Origin of the sequence: Pseudomonas sp. NPDC086112, from assembly GCF_044746425.1 — a bacterium.
Lineage (GTDB): Bacteria > Pseudomonadota > Gammaproteobacteria > Pseudomonadales > Pseudomonadaceae > Aquipseudomonas.
The window spans coordinates 1-16,710 of record NZ_JBIVCD010000064.1 but is presented as its reverse complement, the minus strand read 5'-3'; the positions used below and the strand labels follow the sequence as shown (position 1 = coordinate 16,710).

Sequence of the window (16,710 nt, the reverse complement as noted above, 5' to 3'; positions counted from 1 at the left end):
CCGCGGCGCACACCCTCAACCAGATCTTCCGGTTTGCCAACTCCCATAAGGTAACGAGGTTTGTCAGCCGGCATCTGGCCCGGCAGATAATCCAGCACCTTGATCATCTCGTGCTTGGGCTCGCCCACCGACAGACCGCCAATGGCCAGGCCATCGAAGCCGATCTTGTCGAGGCCTTCCAGGGAGCGCATGCGCAAATCCTGGTGCATACCGCCCTGAACGATGCCGAACAGCGCTGCGGTGTTGTCGCCATGGGCTTCTTTCGAACGCTTGGCCCAGCGCAACGACAGCTCCATCGAGACGCGAGCGACGTCTTCATCGGCCGGGTACGGAGTGCATTCGTCGAAGATCATCACGATGTCCGAGCCCAGATCACGCTGGACCTGCATCGACTCTTCCGGGCCCATGAACACTTTGGCGCCGTCGACCGGAGAAGCGAAGGTCACGCCCTCCTCCTTGATCTTGCGCATCGCGCCCAGGCTGAACACCTGAAAACCGCCGGAGTCTGTAAGAATCGGGCCTTTCCACTGCATGAAATCGTGCAGGTCGCCGTGCTTCTTGATCACTTCGGTGCCAGGACGCAGCCACAAGTGGAAGGTGTTACCCAGAATGATTTCCGCGCCAGTGGCGACGATATCCCGCGGCAACATGCCCTTGACCGTACCGTACGTGCCCACCGGCATGAAGGCCGGGGTCTCGACAGTACCGCGCGGGAAGGTCAAACGACCGCGACGAGCCTTGCCGTCAGTAGCAAGTAACTCAAACGACATACGACTTTGGCGACTCATTCTGTTTCCTCAGGGCCACGTGGTGCAGGGTTACGGGTGATAAACATCGCATCACCGTAGCTGAAAAAGCGGTATTCGTTGTCGACGGCGGCTTTATAGGCGGCCATGGTCTCGGGATAACCGGCGAACGCCGAAACCAGCATCAACAGCGTGGACTCGGGCAAATGGAAGTTGGTAACCAGGGCATCGACCACATGAAACGGGCGCCCCGGGTAGATAAAGATGTCGGTATCGCCACTGAACGGCTTGAGCACGCCATCGCGTGCGGCGCTTTCCAGAGAACGCACGCTGGTAGTCCCCACGGCCACCACGCGACCACCGCGAGCGCGGCAGGCTTCGACGGCATCGACCACGTCCTGACCGACCTCCAGCCACTCGCTGTGCATGTGGTGATCTTCAATCTTCTCCACGCGCACCGGCTGAAAGGTGCCGGCGCCGACGTGCAAAGTCACGAACGCAGTCTCAATGCCCTTGGCGGCAATCGCCTCCATCAGCGGCTGGTCGAAATGCAGCCCCGCCGTCGGCGCCGCCACCGCGCCCAGGCGCTCGGCGTACACCGTCTGATAACGCTCGCGGTCCGAGCCTTCATCCGGGCGGTCTATATAAGGAGGCAACGGCATATGCCCGACGCGGTCGAGCAGCGGCAACACCTCTTCGGCAAACCCCAGTTCGAACAACGCATCATGACGCGCCAGCATCTCGGCTTCGCCACCGCCATCAATCAGGATCTTCGAACCCGGCTTCGGCGATTTGCTGGAACGCACATGGGCCAGCACGCGATGACTGTCGAGCACCCGCTCCACCAGGATTTCCAGCTTGCCGCCGGAAGCCTTCTGGCCAAACAGCCGCGCCGGAATCACCCGGGTATTGTTGAACACCATCAAATCGCCCGGGCGCAAATGCTCAAGCAAATCAGTGAATTGACGGTGTGCCAGGGCGCCGCTGACCCCATCAAGGGTCAACAGGCGACTACCGCGACGCTCAGCCAAAGGATGGCGAGCAATCAGCGAATCAGGGAGCTCAAAAGTAAAGTCAGCAACGCGCATGATGGGGTTCGTCTAGCAGGGCCGGGAAGTCTAGCGGAAATATCAAAAATTCTCCATGTACCTGATTGACCAACGGTTATCTCATCTCTATACTTCGCCGCCATTGAGCCCTGATGGCGGAATTGGTAGACGCGGCGGATTCAAAATCCGTTTTCGAAAGGAGTGGGAGTTCGAGTCTCCCTCGGGGCACCAAAATTAAGAAAGGTCTTGCTTTGCAAGGCCTTTTTTTTCGCCTATAGAAAAGTGACCTCGCCCGCCACCCCGTAGGAGCTGCCGAAGGCTGCGATCTTTTGATCTTGCTTTTCAACGCCACAACCCGAAACCGCTCGGCTAACGAATCAAGGATTCACACCTATGGAATTGCCACTGGAAACAGTCGCCCTTTTCGCCCTCAAGCTGGCTTATGAGAGGGAAGGGGAAAGCCCGATTCTGCGGGATGATCCGATCATGAGTGATTATGAGCGGGAGGTGTTTGGCTTGCTGGTACGCCGGGGTGATGTCGAGGGTATTCAGTTTAGAGTGGCGCATTGTGTAGGTTTGGCGCTGGACGCTATAGGCGGGGCTGATACGCCGCTGGGGCGAGAGCTGCAACGGTTGTCAGCTGATTTCAGCAGTGCGCGGACAATGGAGCAGCTTAATGCGCCGCTCATTCCGCTTAAGGATTACTTGAAAGACATTCAGTGAGTGAGCGGACCAGGGCAAGTTTAGTAACCCTTTACACCGACTAGTAGTGGCTGGGGTCTTGGCTGATATGGAAATATATCTGCCCACTTTTCAATTGCGTCAGCAGACAGCAACGAAAGACTTTTTCGGCATCACAAGGACGTATCAATGCGGCAAATCGCCCTCAGCAACAAGCCACTCAGAGGCATTCCCCGACGCCTTCGCGCCCTGGAACGCTGGGCCTCCAGTTTTCGCGACGAGTTTCACCCGCGATCCATGCACATGGAGTGCTACACACATTGGAAGATCCCGGTACACGCGGCCTTGGTTCAAGGCCCTCAAGCCAGGGTCGAAGTTCAGGCCTTCTGCATTCAGCAACTGCTCGAAGCCGCTAACCACCTGTCCAACGCTGCTGACCACTCACAGGGTTACTATCGCGTCGCTTGCCTACTGGTGTGGCCATGGGTTCATCAAAGCGAGGTCACCGTCTTCTATGACCGGGACTATTATCTGGGGTTTCTCGGTGAAACTAACGCTCTCATGCCAGAGCGGATCAGTCATGCTCTTGCGTTGCACAAGCCAGTGAATTTCATCGAACACGGACATGACGTAACTCAACCTGACGATGAGGTCGCAGTGCAGTGGTGGTGCATCGGGGAACCCGCCTGACAGGAGACAGATTTATTTCCAATTTCCACTCACTCTGCTAAACATTTCAAGCCCACACGATTTGAGCAAGTAATTTACTTTAAGCAGGCAACACAAACCTTGCCTCAAGCCTATGCAACAACTCAAACGTATTCAAAAAAGGAACATTCAGTTCCTTACAAATATTGGGAATGATGAATTTTCGTTTAGCATCGAGATTTAGCACTTCATGAGTAACGACTGTAGCCCCTGCAGTCATCGCTTTTGCAATTAACCAAGGGTCAGCACCCGCTAAAAACTCTTCCATAGCGCCTGTTTTCATCTTAGGAGCTTGATCTGCCACAAGCCCTGTAATACGCGCGAATGCCAGTTGCGTCTCCCGATCGGTGGTAGAGTGGAAGAAATCGGAATTTCCCTTTGCCCAACCCGCCAAATCGTCATTCCCTTTTGTTAGCTCATCCATTACAGGTGCAATACTGGCTAAAGCCAATACTTTATTTTTAAGTAATAACCATTGCCAAAATCCAGGACAGATAGCCATCCCGTAGTAACGGTTTTTTGCTTCGATCAGCGTGTTAGCGTCGAGTAAATGATTCATTCCGTAATCTTGTTGGCGAGAGTCCTTAATTTAGCAGGTTGCACGCCGAGCAAATTTCCCGCCTCGCGTAGCAGCATCCGGCCACTCATTGCTTCAGTCAGCACTGCCTTGCTTAGGCGGGGGCTGTTTTTCGCGGTGGCGTTACGGTAATAGTCACCCGCTCCACCTTTGTCATTCTGGAAAGCCTTTAGGATCATTCGGTAGTAAGCGCTGTAATGCGCTTGGCTTACATAACCCAGATCCAATGCGCGGCGACCGATAGCTAATTTACTAATGTGAAACCGAGTGGCAAGCGGAGCTAAATTGTCTTCCCAGTTAACATCTGCGTTCCACAGGGCGCGGAACTGGGCTTCGGGAGCCAGAAATTCACCTGCAACTGCATTGCAGAATCGTTCCTCGTCTCGACCATTAGCGGTGTTTCCGTCAGACACTCCACTGCTACCAATCCAGATATGGGCCAGCTCGTGAAGTAAGGTAAACAGCCGGGCGGTGGGTGCGTCGGAACTGTTAATGAATACAACGGGGGCGTAGGAATTACTGATGGCAAAACCCCGAAACTCGCTAACTTCAAGTTTGCGATGGGTATTTCCTAGCGCAATGCCACTGCGCATTACCAAAATGCCAGCCGCTTCTGCAGCCTCGATCAAGGCACGGCTGTATTTGTCGTAATCCAATCGAGCAATGTCAGGGTTCACACCGAGGATCCGGCGAATATCGTCCACCACCTCTGCGACTCTAGATCGGCTGTTGAAGCGACCGACAAATTCCAGCGGCTGATGCTCCTGGTGTTGCAGATACTCCAGGTACCAGTCCTGCTTTCGTATGGAATCCCTGACGGTGTCCAACAGTTCCAGACTGGGACGTTGAGGAGCTATCCCTCCGACAGTCCGCAGATCAGGTAAAGGCAGTTGTTCGACAGGCGGCTGCTGAAGAAACAGGAAACCGAAAGGGACGTGAGCGAGACTCGCCCACTTTTGAGCCTGAAGGAATGTTGGCTTGGTCTCGCCTGCCTCCCATTCCTCTACTCGATCAGGTTTAACTGGAAGCTTTTTAGCAACCTGCTCAGTAGAGAGACCTGCCCGCTCACGAGACCAGGTGAGCAGGCTTGGATTGACTAAGGCGGCTTGGCTCATAGGGTCGCAGGCAAATCAGATGGGGCCGGCAAACGTTCGAGGGCATGCTGCGCAGATGCATTCGACTGACGCTGGTTCCGGTTATCTGGCATTGCCTTTCTCCTTGGCTGTTTAAGGTCGGGTTGCAGCGACTACAGATTAGTCGAGAAGCGGAGCTACCGACGGTAAGAGCGCGGGATTATGAGGTAAATTCGCAACGACCCGAAGCGCAAATATGTAACCCGTAGACAGATGGTATTGACCTGTTTCAATGCGTTTCTGGACACAAGTGCGGCCGGCCGCGATGCCCTTATTACCCGGGCTTGTTAGGTGATCCACCAGATAATTACCCAGCTATTTCGAGGGTTGCAGGAACGAGGCCTGCGCGATACCCTCCCACCGTCGCTGCCAATTCAGCGACCGGGTGTGGAAACCCGTGTAATTCAAGGCGCAACAGCGCCCCCATCACGTCTGCCGGCGCTTTTTTTGTGCCTGCGGCGTGAGTTATGGCGGCTGTGCGTGGGACGTCTTCGGGCGTGCCGGTTTCCTTGATTCCCGGTTTTCCACCCTGCGCACAGCTGTCACCCATTCGTGTGGAAACGAACGTGGCAGCTCCTCATATCAAGGAGTCTGATAATGCGCAGCATCAATCCGTACAAAATTTGGCTGTTCCCTCAAAACAGTTCCCAATCGCGCAACGCCTCACCGTCCACCCTCTCCCACCGCCTCTCCCTCATCGCAGGTGGCAAATGACCGATCAACCAGAACTCAAAACCATCGGACTAACACCTGCCATTTACTGCTCCGATCAACCGCTGTTCCACGTCACTAGCGGCGTTCCCCTCGGTGATGCGTTAGCCATGGCTTCTGATTTTCTGTTTCTCGCCAAGAAGCTGACCGAAGATGCCGCCTACGCCAGAGACACCGACCGCCATGCCTGGGCTGCGCATTATTTGACGGCAATGAGTAAGGCGGTGGTTGATGATGCGGTGAAAGTGCTTAGGCGGGATGGTGCTGATGCCAGTCGGTAAGGAATAAGGTCTGTGGGAGCGAAATGCTTGCGATGACGACAGTGCATTCAGCATTGATGTTGGCTGACCTGGCGCTTTCGCGGGCAAGCCCGCTCCCACAGGGATTGTGCTTGGCTGACAGGTATTTGTAGCCCCGAGACTGTCGGGGCTTTCGATCACTCAGTCCACAGCAAATACTGAAATACTTCATAGTGCATTTCCCCCTACGCCGCCTCCCCTACTCCGCCTGACCTGTCGTCCGCACCGCAATCTCAATCGCCCGAATACTGATCGCCGCAAATATCGCCGTCATCAGCACCCCGTTGAATCCCAGCAAAATCGCCAATATCCGCGAGACGGCCAGTTTGGGGACGAGTTCTCCATAACCGATGGTCAGGCCGGTCACGAACGCGAAGTAGATACCGTCAAAGGGATCCCATCCTTCCAGAAAGCTGATGATCAAGCCGAACAACACAATCAAAAACAGCAGGATGGAAAAAATTGGCCAGACAACGTGAAAGTAGAACCTGACTGCTTTGTAGAACTCGCGACGGACGTGCGATGCATGAGTGGTGTTCATGTCATGGACCTCTTGGGGTTAGCCTGACCGGCAATTGAATGCACGGCGTTTCAACATCCTTTCAGCTTGGCACAAGCGAGCTCAATGCCTCGCTCATCGCGCTCAAGGATTATCCGAAAGATATTCAGTGAGTGAACGCCTCGGGCTGCGTTCTTCTAGACTTAACAGGGAGTCGTAGACAGAATCGAACACGTCGCTTTGGTGCAGATGAATCAAAGGCAGCATGGCAAGCTGCCTGTTATGCCCTGAAGAGTGCGGCAAAGACCGCACCGGGCCCAACAAGATGCCCGCTCAGGGTGCCTGGCCAACGGCCTGAAAATGCCACGATACCGTGACGTGGTGTGACTGCCGCAGCCGACACTTTCGGACAACTGACAACCGCCTGGTTTGTCCGTGATCGTGAGGAATGCTGTATGCCTGATGAGATGTTGCACCTGCCTATGGTCAACAGCCTGCTGGAGCGCCATAAACGCTCCCCCGGCGCACTGTTGCCCATCCTTCATGAGATTCAGGAGGGCATCGGTTACATCCCCGATGCCGCCATCCCCGAGATTGCCCACGCCCTCAACCTGAGTCAGGCCGAGGTTCGCGGGGTGATCAGCTTCTACCATGACTTCCGCACCGCGCCGCCGGCCCGGCATATCCTGCGTCTGTGCCGGGCCGAGTCCTGCCAGAGTCGCGGCGCCGAGCAGCTCGCAGCGCAATTGCGCGAACGCCTGCAACTGGACGACCACGGCAGCAGCGCCGATGGCAGCATCAGTTTGCGCCCGGTGTATTGCCTCGGCGCGTGTGCCTGTTCGCCCGCTCTGGAACTGGATGGCCAAGTGCATGCGCGACTTAGTCCCGAGCGTCTGGATGCCCTGCTCGACACTTGTCGGGAGGACGCATGATGCCGGCTTTCTATCTGTCCTCTGATTCGCTGGCCCGTGCCGTGGGTACCGAAGAGGTTGCGGTAGCCCTTATCACCCACGCCCGGGGACGCCTTGTTCCCCAGGAATTGCAACGTACCAGTTCGCGCGGTTTGTATTGGCTGGAACCGCTGTTGGAGGTGGACAGCCCGCAAGGCCGTATCGGCTTTGGCCCGCTGACCGCCGCCGATGTGCCGTCCGTGCTCGATGCGTTGCAAGGCGAGCCGTCCGCGCATCCACTGGCCTTGGGCCTGGTGGAAGAGTTGCCGTATCTGAAGACGCAACAACGCCTGCTGTTCGCCCGCGCCGGTGTTACCCGGCCGCTGTCGCTGGAGGATTACCGGGCTCATGGCGGCTTTGAGGGCTTGACCCAGGCCATCGCCCTGGGCGGCGAGCAGACCGCGACCGCAGTGTTCGATTCGGGGTTGCGTGGCCGTGGCGGCGCAGCCTTCCCCGCGGGGATCAAATGGCGCACAGTGCGCGCTACCGAAGCGGCCCAGAAATACATTGTGTGCAACGCCGACGAAGGCGACTCCGGCACCTTCGCCGATCGCATGTTGATGGAAGGCGACCCCTTCCTGTTGATCGAAGGCATGGCCATTGCCGGCATCACCGTCGGCGCCACTTACGGCTACATCTATGTGCGCTCGGAATATCCGGATGCCGTGGCCACATTGCGCGCAGCACTGAACATCGCTCGATCTGCCGGTTACCTGGGCGCCAATGTCGGCGGCAGCGGCCTGGCCTTCGATATGGAAGTGCGCGTCGGTGCCGGCGCTTACATCTGCGGTGAGGAAACCGCGCTGCTGGACTCTCTCGAAGGCAAGCGCGGGATTGTTCGCGCCAAGCCACCGATCCCCGCCTTGCAAGGTCTGTTCGGCCTGCCGACCCTGGTGCACAACGTGCTGACCCTGGCCTCGGTGCCGCTGATTCTGGCCAAAGGCGCGCAGTTCTATCGCGATTACGGCATGGGCCGCTCACTGGGCACGATGCCCTTCCAGCTGGCGGGCAATGTTCGTCACGGCGGCCTGGTGGAACGGGCCTTTGGCTTGACCCTGAGGGAACTGGTGGAAGACTACGGCGGTGGCACCGCCAGTGGCCGGCCGCTGAAAGCCGCCCAGGTGGGCGGCCCGCTCGGCGCCTGGGTGCCACCGTCGCAATTCGATACTCCGCTGGATTACGAAGCCTTCGCCGCCATCGGCGCGATGCTCGGTCACGGTGGTGTGGTGGTGGCTGACGACACCCTGGACATGGCCCGCATGGCGCGTTTCGCCATGCAGTTCTGCGCCGAGGAATCCTGTGGCAAATGCACCCCCTGCCGCATCGGCTCGACCCGGGGCGTGGAGGTAATCGACCGCCTGCTGGCCGCGCCCGATCAGAACAGTCGTGATGAGCAGGTGATCATCCTCAAGGACCTGTGCGACACCCTGCAATACGGTTCGCTGTGCGCGTTGGGCGGCATGACCTCCTATCCGGTCGTCAGCGCCCTCAAGTACTTCCCCGCCGACTTCGGTCTGCAGTCCTCGGAGGCCGACCAATGATCACTCTCTTCGATCCGAAAACCGATATCGACCTGGGTACCCCTGCCCGCGACAGCCAGGTGCAAGTTACCCTCAACATCGATGGCCGCAGCATCAGCGTGCCCGAAGGCACCTCGGTGATGCGCGCCGCCGCGCTGCTGGGCACCACCATTCCCAAACTGTGCGCCACCGACAGCCTGGAAGCCTTCGGCTCCTGCCGCATGTGCCTGGTAGAGATCGACGGCATGCGCGGTTATCCGGCGTCCTGCACCACGCCGGTCAGCGAAGGCATGAGCGTGCACACCCAGACACCGAAGCTTGCCACCCTGCGCCGCAACGTCATGGAGCTGTACATCTCCGACCACCCGCTGGACTGCCTGACCTGCTCAGCCAACGGTAACTGCGAGCTGCAAACCGTCGCCGGTCAGGTCGGCCTGCGGGAAGTGCGTTACGGCTATGAAGGCGACAACCATCTGGCGGATGTGAAGGACACCTCCAACCCCTACTTCGACTACGACCCGAGCAAATGCATCGTCTGCAACCGTTGCGTGCGCGCCTGCGAAGAAACCCAGGGCACCTTTGCCCTGACCATCACCGGGCGCGGTTTCGAGTCCCGGGTCGCGGCCGCCGGGGGCGAGAACTTCCTCGACTCGGAGTGCGTGTCCTGCGGTGCTTGTGTGCAAGCCTGCCCGACCGCGACGCTGATGGAAAAAAGCGTGGTCGAACTGGGTCAGCCCGAACGCAGCGTGATCACCACTTGTGCCTATTGCGGTGTGGGCTGTTCGTTCCGCGCCGAGATGAAAGGCGACCAGTTGGTGCGTATGGTTCCAGACAAGAATGGCCAGGCTAACCACGGCCACTCCTGCGTCAAAGGGCGCTTCGCCTGGGGCTACGCCACTCACCCGGATCGCATCACCAAACCGATGATCCGCAAGCACATCAACGACCCTTGGCAGGAAGTCAGCTGGGATGAAGCGGTGACCTACGCCGCCAGCGAATTCCGTCGGCTTCAGCAAAAATACGGCCGTGACTCCATTGGCGGCATCACCTCCAGCCGCTGCACCAATGAAGAAACCTACCTGGTGCAAAAACTGATACGCGCCGCCTTCGGCAACAACAACGTCGACACCTGTGCGCGGGTCTGCCACTCGCCGACCGGTTATGGCCTGAAACAAACCCTGGGCGAGTCCGCCGGCACCCAGAGTTTCGACTCGGTGATGCAGGCCGACGTGATTCTGGTGATGGGCGCCAACCCCAGCGACGCCCACCCGGTGTTCGCCTCCCAGCTCAAACGCCGCCTGCGTGAAGGCGCGCGACTGATCGTCATCGACCCACGACGCATTGATTTGGTGGACTCGGTGCATGCCCGCGCCGAACTGCACCTGGCCCTGCGCCCAGGCACCAACGTCGCGATGCTCAATGCCCTGGCCCACGTCATCGTCACCGAAGGCCTGCTCAATCAAACCTTTATCGACGCCCGTTGCGAGGGCAGCGATTTCGCCCGCTGGAGCGAGTTCGTCAGCCGCCCGGAAAACTCGCCGGAAACCCTTGGCGCCATCTGCGGCGTAGACCCTGCCGACATCCGCGCAGCCGCCCGTCTGTATGCCACCGGCGGCAACGCGGCGATCTACTACGGCCTGGGCGTCACCGAGCACAGCCAGGGCAGCACCGCCGTCATGGGCATCGCCAACCTGGCCATGTCCACCGGCAACATCGGCCGCGAAGGTGTGGGCGTGAACCCGCTGCGTGGACAGAACAACGTTCAGGGCTCCTGCGACATGGGCTCCTTCCCCCATGAGCTGCCTGGCTACCGCCACATCTCCAATGAAGTGGTTCGGGCGCAGTTCGAACAGGCGTGGAACGTCACTCTGCAACCCGACCCGGGCCTGCGCATTCCCAACATGTTCGAGGCAGCCTTGGGCGGCAGCTTTAAGGGCCTGTATTGCCAGGGCGAAGACATCGCCCAGAGCGATCCGAATACCCAGCACGTTACCGCGGCGCTATCAGCCATGGAATGCGTGGTGGTGCAGGACATCTTCCTCAACGAAACCGCCAAGTTCGCCCACGTGTTCCTGCCGGGCAGTTCGTTCCTGGAAAAAGACGGCACCTTCACCAATGCCGAGCGGCGCATTTCTCGCGTGCGTAAAGTCATGGAACCGCTGGGCGGCAAGGCCGACTGGGAAGGCACCGTGGCGCTGGCCAACGCCCTGGGTTACCCGATGAGTTACCAGCACCCGTCAGAAATCATGGATGAAATCGCCAGCCTGACGCCGACCTTCACCAACGTCAGCTACGCCGAACTGGATCGCCACGGCAGCCTGCAATGGCCGTGCAACGCCGCGGCACCGGACGGCACGCCGACCATGCACATCGAGGAATTCGTGCGCGGTAAGGGGCGCTTCATGCTCACCGGTTACGTGCCCACCGAGGAAAAGGTCAACAGTCGCTATCCGCTTCTGCTGACCACCGGGCGCATCCTCAGCCAGTACAACGTCGGCGCCCAGACCCGGCGTACCGACAACGTCGCCTGGCACCACGAAGACCGCCTGGAAATCCACCCGACCGACGCCGAGAGCCGTGGCATCAACGAAGACGACTGGGTCGGCATCGGCAGTCGCGCCGGACAGACCGTACTGCGGGCGCGGATCACCGAACGGGTAGCCCCTGGCGTGGTGTACACCACCTTCCACTTCCCTGAGTCGGGGGCCAACGTCATTACCACCGACAACTCCGACTGGGCCACCAACTGTCCGGAGTACAAGGTCACCGCCGTGGAAGTCAGCCGCGTCTATCACCCTTCCGAATGGCAAAAACGCTATCAGGAGTTCAGCGACGAACAACAACGTCTGCTCGACGAACGCCGCCAGGCGCGTGGCGCTAAAGCGGAGGTACGCCGATGAGTACCGATAACCTGATCAAAATGGCCAACCAGATCGCCCAGTATTTCGCCAGCGAGCCGGACCAGAAACAGGCTGTGCTCGGCGTGCGTAATCACCTGCAGATGTACTGGACGCCTGGCATGCGTAAGGAGCTGCTGGCCTGGCAGACAGCGCATCAGGGGACCGATTTGCACCCACTGGCGCAGGCGGCGGTCAGTGGGGCGGGCTGGGAGGCTTAGGTTCACACCTTAAGCCTGACCGAAAAACCTGTGGGAGCGGGCTTGCTCGCGAATGCGATATACCAGTCACCACCATCGTTGACTGACACACCGCTTTCGCGAGCAAGCCCGCTCCCACAGGAGTTGTGTGTAACTGGCTCGCATCTGGATTAGCCCCAATTTTTTGGGTCGTTTAATCGCTCAGTTCAAAGCAAATGCTGAGAGATCAGCTCTGAACTTGAATGCACCGGCAACACCACCAACGCCTCCAATCCGCCCGTCGACCGATTACGCAGTGTCAGGTTGCCTCCGTGCTCGAGCACAATCGCCCGCGCCGCCGACAACCCCAAACCAACGCCCCCCGTGCTTTTGTTGCGCGAGCCTTCCATCCGGAAGAACGGCACAAACACTTGTTCAAGGCAGGCATCTGGTATGCCCGGCCCACGATCCAGTACTTTGATCCGCACCTGGCCGGCGCTCGGTTTCAGCTCAATCCCCGGCTCACCGCCGTACTTGATCGCGTTATCGAGCAAATTGGTAATCACTCGTTTAAGCCCCAACGGGCGCCCGAAATACACCCACCGCAGCGGCCCGCTGAACGTAATGTCGACGCCCTGATCCCGATAATCATCAAGCAACGTTTGCAGCAGTTCCGCCAGATCAAACTGGGTCGCCGGTTCAAGCCGCGCATCATCACGAAAGAACTCTAGCGCCGAGTTGATCATTGCCTGCATTTCATCCACGTCACTAAACAGCCGTTGCTGTTGCTCGCTGTCTTCGATGAATTCGCCTCGCAAGCGCATCCGCGTCAGGGGCGCGCGCAGGTCATGGGAGATGGCGGCGAGCATTTGCGTACGGTCGCGGATGAAGTGCTGTAGCTGGGCCTGCATGGCATTGAACGCGAGAATGGCCTGGCGGATTTCGTGGGGGCCGAGCGGTTCGATCGGCGGTGCGCGGAAGTCCACACCGAAGCGGCGGGCGCCTTCGGCGAAGCGCTGCAAAGGTGTGGCGAGGCGTCGGGTGGCGATCAGCGCGACCAATGCGGTGGAGATCAGCACCAGCAGGATGACGATCAGGTAGCGTGGCGCTTCGTCGAGCCCCCAACTGCGCGAGGGCGCGGAGAACATCAGCCATGATGAATCCGATAGCTCGATCAACAGCGCGTAATGCGCGTCCTCCGCGTGCTCCGTCCAGTCGGCCGGTTCATAGGCTTCGATGCGCCGGTCAGGGGCTCTGAGCATCGGCTGCAGGATGGTTGAGCCAATGCCGGACTTCGGATCGTCCACTGTCGGCAGATTGAGATCGTGCCGATCAGGGTGCCAAGTGATAGTGAAGCCGCTCTCGTTGGCGGCTTGCGCCAATGAGTGGCGTAGGGGCGCCGGAGCGGCCTCGATGACACGGGTGATAGCGGCAGCTTTTTCCAGCAAGCCGATTTCGGTCAACGGTGGGCGTGCCCACACGCCGGCCAATTGGATAAACAGCCCGTTGAGCGCCAGTGAAATGAGCATGGCCAGGATGATCGTCAATGCGATCCAGCGCGCAACCGTATCTTGCGGCCAGTCTCGGGCGCGAATCCGCTTCAACCAGCTCATCGCCGCGTCACGCTGGGCGTGAACAGGTAACCGCCATTGCGCACGGTGCGAATCATCGCCGGCCGCTTGGTGTCGGACTCGAGTTTGCGTCGCAGGCGGCTGACCTGAACGTCGATGCTGCGATCGAACGCGTCATGGCAATGCCCGCGCGCCAGGTCCAGCAATTGCTCGCGAGTAAGAATGCGCTGCGGGTGTTCGACGAAGACCAGCAGCAGGTCAAACTCACCGGCCGACAGCGGGATCATCACGTTGTCCGGCGAGCGAAGTTCACGACGGGTGACGTCCAGATGCCAGTCGGCAAAATCAATCAGTGGCCGTGGCCGCTCTTGCGGAACCGGACGACGATCGTCCACGCGACGCTGCACAGCCCGCACTCGGGCCAGCAGTTCACGGGCGTCGAAGGGTTTGGTCAGATAATCATCGGCACCCAGTTCCAGGCCCACCACCCGGTCACTGAGTTCACCCATGGCCGTCAGCATGATCACCGGTATTGCGTGTCGAATCCGCAGTTGCTGACACAGGATCAGCCCGCTGTCTCCGGGCAACATCACGTCCAGAATGATCAGGTCCGGCGCCTGGCGCTCTATGGCCGCCCACAGCGACGCACCGTCTGTGGCGACCTCGACGCTGTAGCCGTGTTGCACGAAGAATTTTTTCAGTAGATCAAGGACTTCAAGGTCGTCGTCGACAATTAAAAGGCTGTTCACCGAAGGTCACTTAAGGGGCGAATGGAACCGCTATCTAAAACCATTCATGGCCGCGCGTCATATATTTCAACTCTGCAATAAAGCGTCAACAGCGCAATAAACCAGACATCTTGGCGCAAGGATTGGAGCTCAGCATCACGGCAAATTCCTCCTGAGACTTGCGTCCATGTTGCCTTTCAAGTGTGCTCCCTGGTTGACCCGCAACACCTCAATTGCCGTGTTGGCCGCAGGACTGACGGGTTGCAGCAGCCAGCCGCAGCCAAACACCGACGTGGCCTGCGCCGATATCGCCTATTCGGTGTACGACCCGGCAGAACCATTCAATCGGGGCGTCTTCGCGTTTAACCGGGTGGTTGATGATTACGCCCTGGCGCCGGTCGCGCGCGGCTACCGCTACACGCCGGACTTTTTCCAGACCGGTGTGCATAACTTTGTGGCGAACTTCGGTGAGCCGAAGGTCTTCATCAATGACCTGCTGCAAGGCAACCCGATGCGCTCGGTCAATACCCTGGGACGTTTCGCGCTCAACACCACGGTAGGGGTGGTGGGCTTGATCGATGTCTCCGGCATGGCCGGTATCCCGCGCCACGACTCGGACTTCGGTCAGACCTTCGGCGTGTGGGGCATCGGCAACGGTCCGATCGTCGAGCTGCCATTGCTCGGGACCTCCAACAGTCGCGACGCCGCCGGCCGCGTGCTCGGCTTTGTGGTCGATCCGTTCGGCAGCAATAGCGATACCGTGGAGACACTCTCCACTATCAGCACTGTCGGTGGCATCGTCGATGGTCGGGCAGAAGCCTTACCGCTGACCGACAGCCTGCAAAAATTGCCGGACTACTACAGCGCGTTGCGTAATGTGGTGGCCGAGCATCGTGCTGCTTACGTGGCCGATGGCAAACAAGGCTCGCCAGAGAACACCACCTCTCAATGCACAGGAGCACCGGCTGATGGGTTCTGAGAGCAATAGGCTGGTTCTGCAGCAACGGGTGACGCGGGACGACCCGGCCAATCTGCACTGTCGCGAAATTACCCTGCGTTTGTCAGCGGACTGTCGCCAACTGGTGCTCAGCCGATACACCGAACACTACGGGCCGGCACTAGTGCGCTGGATAGAGCGTAGCCATACAGTGTCGGTTACCGAAGTGGTTCGTTGGCTCGTGGCCAATGGTGAGGCACAGATCATGAGAGCGGACAGCCAGTCGCAGCCTTGATTTCAGGGTGATGATGCGGAGGATGGAGGCCTTCCGGTCGTCATCCCGCCGCTTATGTCAGGCCAAGTACAACGCAAACCTCTTCACCATAATCGGTGGTTCCACAGTGTCCGCACATCCCACCTTGCATGGAGATATCTACGATTTTTTACTCATCATTCCGATCTGATGAATCCCTTGGTTCCTGCAAGCATGACGATTTCTTTGCCGCTACTGCGATGGGCCCATGCTAAATTCAAGTCAGTTATTAATGGATCTTTCAGTTATGGAAAACGCATCATGCTCGCAATCGGCGTCTCGCTACTTGCAGTAGGCTTAGGCACCGGAAATCCTGGCTTTTGGATACCAGGCTGTGTCTTCATGGCTATAGGGTGTTCTCAAAGAATTAATCGTCGAGACTGACCGTATGCGGTCAGTGTACGCCTGACTCATCTCGCGTAAGTCTGGCCGGTACCCACTGATGCGGTAGCAGTAGCCCGATTTCGCTGGCCCGCTGTGTCGACAATCGCTTCAGCATATCTTTCAGATAGGCATACGGATCGTGTCCGTTTATGCGCGCAGGCAGGATCTAACTCATGATCGCTGCCGCCCGTTGCCGCTGCGTAGCGACCCTGCGAAGAGCCAGTTCTTGCGTCCAAGAGCCCACGGCCGGATCTGGTTCTCTACCCAATTATTGTCAATCGTGACAACCCCATCATCGAGGTAGCGCAGGGCTGTTCGGCGAGCATGCTCTTGTTGGTCGCGTGCAGCTCGAAGAACTTACGCCGCGCATGGGCCATGCAGCCGATCTCGGTGACGCCGAGTTCGCCGGAACGAGCATCTGCACGGGTGTTTCATCGGCATGGATAACCTGCTGCCCGAGCACTACGTCACGCAGCGCATCGACCACGACCGAAAATCGATTCCTGACGATAAAGAGGCAGATGGTCAGCAAATTTCGCGATCATGACGTGGGCTAGTAGTCCGGCTGTAGGGATGCCCTTATCGATGACCTGCGCCGGAACGGGTACCTGCTGATCACGGTAAAGCGGTACCCCACAATCGCCCTTATCGGCCAGCCTCGGAAGGTGTGTTCGCCGCCCCCCCTTACAATCAACATCGATAAACACTAACGGAACAGCATCGCAATCAGACAGGAGCGGTCCGATAATGCTGTACGAACTTTCCTGCGGGCAAAACAAAACCCCTACCTGCATACGCAGATAGGGGTTTCGGAATTTAATCTTGACG

Annotated in this window: 18 protein-coding genes, 1 tRNA gene and 1 pseudogene; 9 read left to right on the top strand and 11 right to left on the bottom strand. The window is 58.6% G+C overall.

The genetic code is table 11. The annotated features are described in order from the left end of the window. The coding region (gene tgt, locus ACIPLA_RS27080) for a tRNA guanosine(34) transglycosylase Tgt (RefSeq protein ID WP_401177434.1) at positions 1-770 on the bottom strand (770 nt) is incomplete at its 3' end. 14 nt (positions 771-784) lie between these two features. Next, positions 785-1,834 carry a tRNA preQ1(34) S-adenosylmethionine ribosyltransferase-isomerase QueA gene (queA, locus tag ACIPLA_RS27075; protein ID WP_048393697.1) on the bottom strand — a complete coding sequence of 350 codons (1,050 nt, stop codon included), beginning with the start codon at positions 1,832-1,834 and terminating at the stop codon, positions 785-787. Positions 1,835-1,941: 107 nt separating this feature from the next. Between queA and ACIPLA_RS27070 the strand changes: the two genes are divergently transcribed. From ACIPLA_RS27070 to ACIPLA_RS27060, 3 genes are all read left to right on the top strand, one after another. Next, positions 1,942-2,026, top strand: a tRNA-Leu gene (locus ACIPLA_RS27070). A gap of 162 nt (positions 2,027-2,188) precedes the next feature. Continuing rightward, a complete protein-coding gene (locus ACIPLA_RS27065) occupies positions 2,189-2,518 on the top strand; it encodes a hypothetical protein (RefSeq protein WP_192344164.1) in 330 nt (109 codons plus the stop codon). 147 nt (positions 2,519-2,665) lie between these two features. Then, complete coding sequence (locus ACIPLA_RS27060; RefSeq protein WP_192344163.1) at positions 2,666-3,166, top strand: DUF3916 domain-containing protein; 501 nt, start codon at positions 2,666-2,668, stop codon at positions 3,164-3,166. Positions 3,167-3,245: 79 nt separating this feature from the next. On the opposite strand, the gene ACIPLA_RS27055 is transcribed toward ACIPLA_RS27060, so the two are convergent. Then, positions 3,246-3,743 carry a DUF4411 family protein gene (locus ACIPLA_RS27055; RefSeq protein ID WP_192344162.1) on the bottom strand — a complete coding sequence of 166 codons (498 nt, stop codon included), beginning with the start codon at positions 3,741-3,743 and terminating at the stop codon, positions 3,246-3,248. After that, the gene (locus ACIPLA_RS27050; protein WP_218398539.1) at positions 3,740-4,876 is read right to left on the bottom strand and encodes an ImmA/IrrE family metallo-endopeptidase; all 1,137 of its coding nucleotides are present in this window, start codon (positions 4,874-4,876) and stop codon (positions 3,740-3,742) included. The genes ACIPLA_RS27055 and ACIPLA_RS27050 overlap by 4 nt, the downstream gene beginning before the upstream one ends. A gap of 728 nt (positions 4,877-5,604) precedes the next feature. Here ACIPLA_RS27050 and ACIPLA_RS27045 point away from each other — a divergent pair. Continuing rightward, on the top strand, positions 5,605-5,886 hold the full coding sequence (locus tag ACIPLA_RS27045; protein ID WP_218398541.1) for a DUF3077 domain-containing protein: 282 nt from the start codon (positions 5,605-5,607) through the stop codon (positions 5,884-5,886). A gap of 217 nt (positions 5,887-6,103) precedes the next feature. Here the strand turns inward: ACIPLA_RS27045 and ACIPLA_RS27040 are convergent, their stop codons facing one another. Continuing rightward, positions 6,104-6,445, bottom strand: coding sequence for a potassium channel family protein (locus ACIPLA_RS27040; RefSeq protein ID WP_401177425.1), 342 nt, complete (start codon positions 6,443-6,445; stop codon positions 6,104-6,106). 413 nt (positions 6,446-6,858) lie between these two features. Between ACIPLA_RS27040 and ACIPLA_RS27035 the strand changes: the two genes are divergently transcribed. Genes ACIPLA_RS27035 through ACIPLA_RS27020 form a run of 4 tightly spaced genes read left to right on the top strand, consistent with a single transcriptional unit; the run spans position 6,859 to position 11,991 of the window. Then, on the top strand, positions 6,859-7,335 hold the full coding sequence (locus tag ACIPLA_RS27035; RefSeq protein ID WP_218398546.1) for a formate dehydrogenase subunit gamma: 477 nt from the start codon (positions 6,859-6,861) through the stop codon (positions 7,333-7,335). Beyond that, complete coding sequence (locus ACIPLA_RS27030) at positions 7,332-8,894, top strand: formate dehydrogenase beta subunit (protein ID WP_401177421.1); 1,563 nt, start codon at positions 7,332-7,334, stop codon at positions 8,892-8,894. The genes ACIPLA_RS27035 and ACIPLA_RS27030 overlap by 4 nt, the downstream gene beginning before the upstream one ends. Continuing rightward, on the top strand, positions 8,891-11,773 hold the full coding sequence (gene fdhF, locus ACIPLA_RS27025; RefSeq protein WP_401177419.1) for a formate dehydrogenase subunit alpha: 2,883 nt from the start codon (positions 8,891-8,893) through the stop codon (positions 11,771-11,773). The genes ACIPLA_RS27030 and fdhF overlap by 4 nt, the downstream gene beginning before the upstream one ends. Further along, complete coding sequence (locus ACIPLA_RS27020; RefSeq protein ID WP_218398552.1) at positions 11,770-11,991, top strand: formate dehydrogenase subunit delta; 222 nt, start codon at positions 11,770-11,772, stop codon at positions 11,989-11,991. Before fdhF ends, ACIPLA_RS27020 begins: the two co-directional genes overlap by 4 nt. 185 nt (positions 11,992-12,176) lie before the next feature. Here the strand turns inward: ACIPLA_RS27020 and ACIPLA_RS27015 are convergent, their stop codons facing one another. Then, the gene (locus ACIPLA_RS27015) at positions 12,177-13,562 is read right to left on the bottom strand and encodes an ATP-binding protein (protein WP_218398554.1); all 1,386 of its coding nucleotides are present in this window, start codon (positions 13,560-13,562) and stop codon (positions 12,177-12,179) included. Further along, positions 13,559-14,269, bottom strand: a complete 711-nt coding sequence (locus ACIPLA_RS27010) for a response regulator transcription factor (RefSeq protein ID WP_218398556.1) — start codon at positions 14,267-14,269, stop codon at positions 13,559-13,561. The genes ACIPLA_RS27015 and ACIPLA_RS27010 overlap by 4 nt, the downstream gene beginning before the upstream one ends. A 166-nt stretch (positions 14,270-14,435) precedes the next feature. On the opposite strand from ACIPLA_RS27010, the gene ACIPLA_RS27005 reads away from it, so the two are divergent. Further along, complete coding sequence (locus tag ACIPLA_RS27005) at positions 14,436-15,227, top strand: VacJ family lipoprotein (protein ID WP_218398558.1); 792 nt, start codon at positions 14,436-14,438, stop codon at positions 15,225-15,227. A 665-nt stretch (positions 15,228-15,892) separates the two neighbouring features. Here the strand turns inward: ACIPLA_RS27005 and ACIPLA_RS27000 are convergent. From ACIPLA_RS27000 to ACIPLA_RS26985, 4 genes and pseudogenes are all read right to left on the bottom strand, one after another. Further along, complete coding sequence (locus tag ACIPLA_RS27000; protein ID WP_401177414.1) at positions 15,893-15,997, bottom strand: hypothetical protein; 105 nt, start codon at positions 15,995-15,997, stop codon at positions 15,893-15,895. 56 nt (positions 15,998-16,053) lie between these two features. After that, positions 16,054-16,191: a transposase gene (locus ACIPLA_RS26995; RefSeq protein ID WP_401177431.1), complete on the bottom strand. Its 138-nt coding sequence runs from the start codon at positions 16,189-16,191 to the stop codon at positions 16,054-16,056. Next, positions 16,143-16,259 carry a hypothetical protein gene (locus tag ACIPLA_RS26990; RefSeq protein ID WP_401177411.1) on the bottom strand — a complete coding sequence of 39 codons (117 nt, stop codon included), beginning with the start codon at positions 16,257-16,259 and terminating at the stop codon, positions 16,143-16,145. Before ACIPLA_RS26990 ends, ACIPLA_RS26995 begins: the two co-directional genes overlap by 49 nt. Before the next feature lie 81 nt (positions 16,260-16,340). Continuing rightward, positions 16,341-16,427 (bottom strand): annotated as a pseudogene (locus ACIPLA_RS26985) (hypothetical protein); the annotation flags it as partial. Between the last annotated feature and the right edge of the window lie 283 nt (positions 16,428-16,710).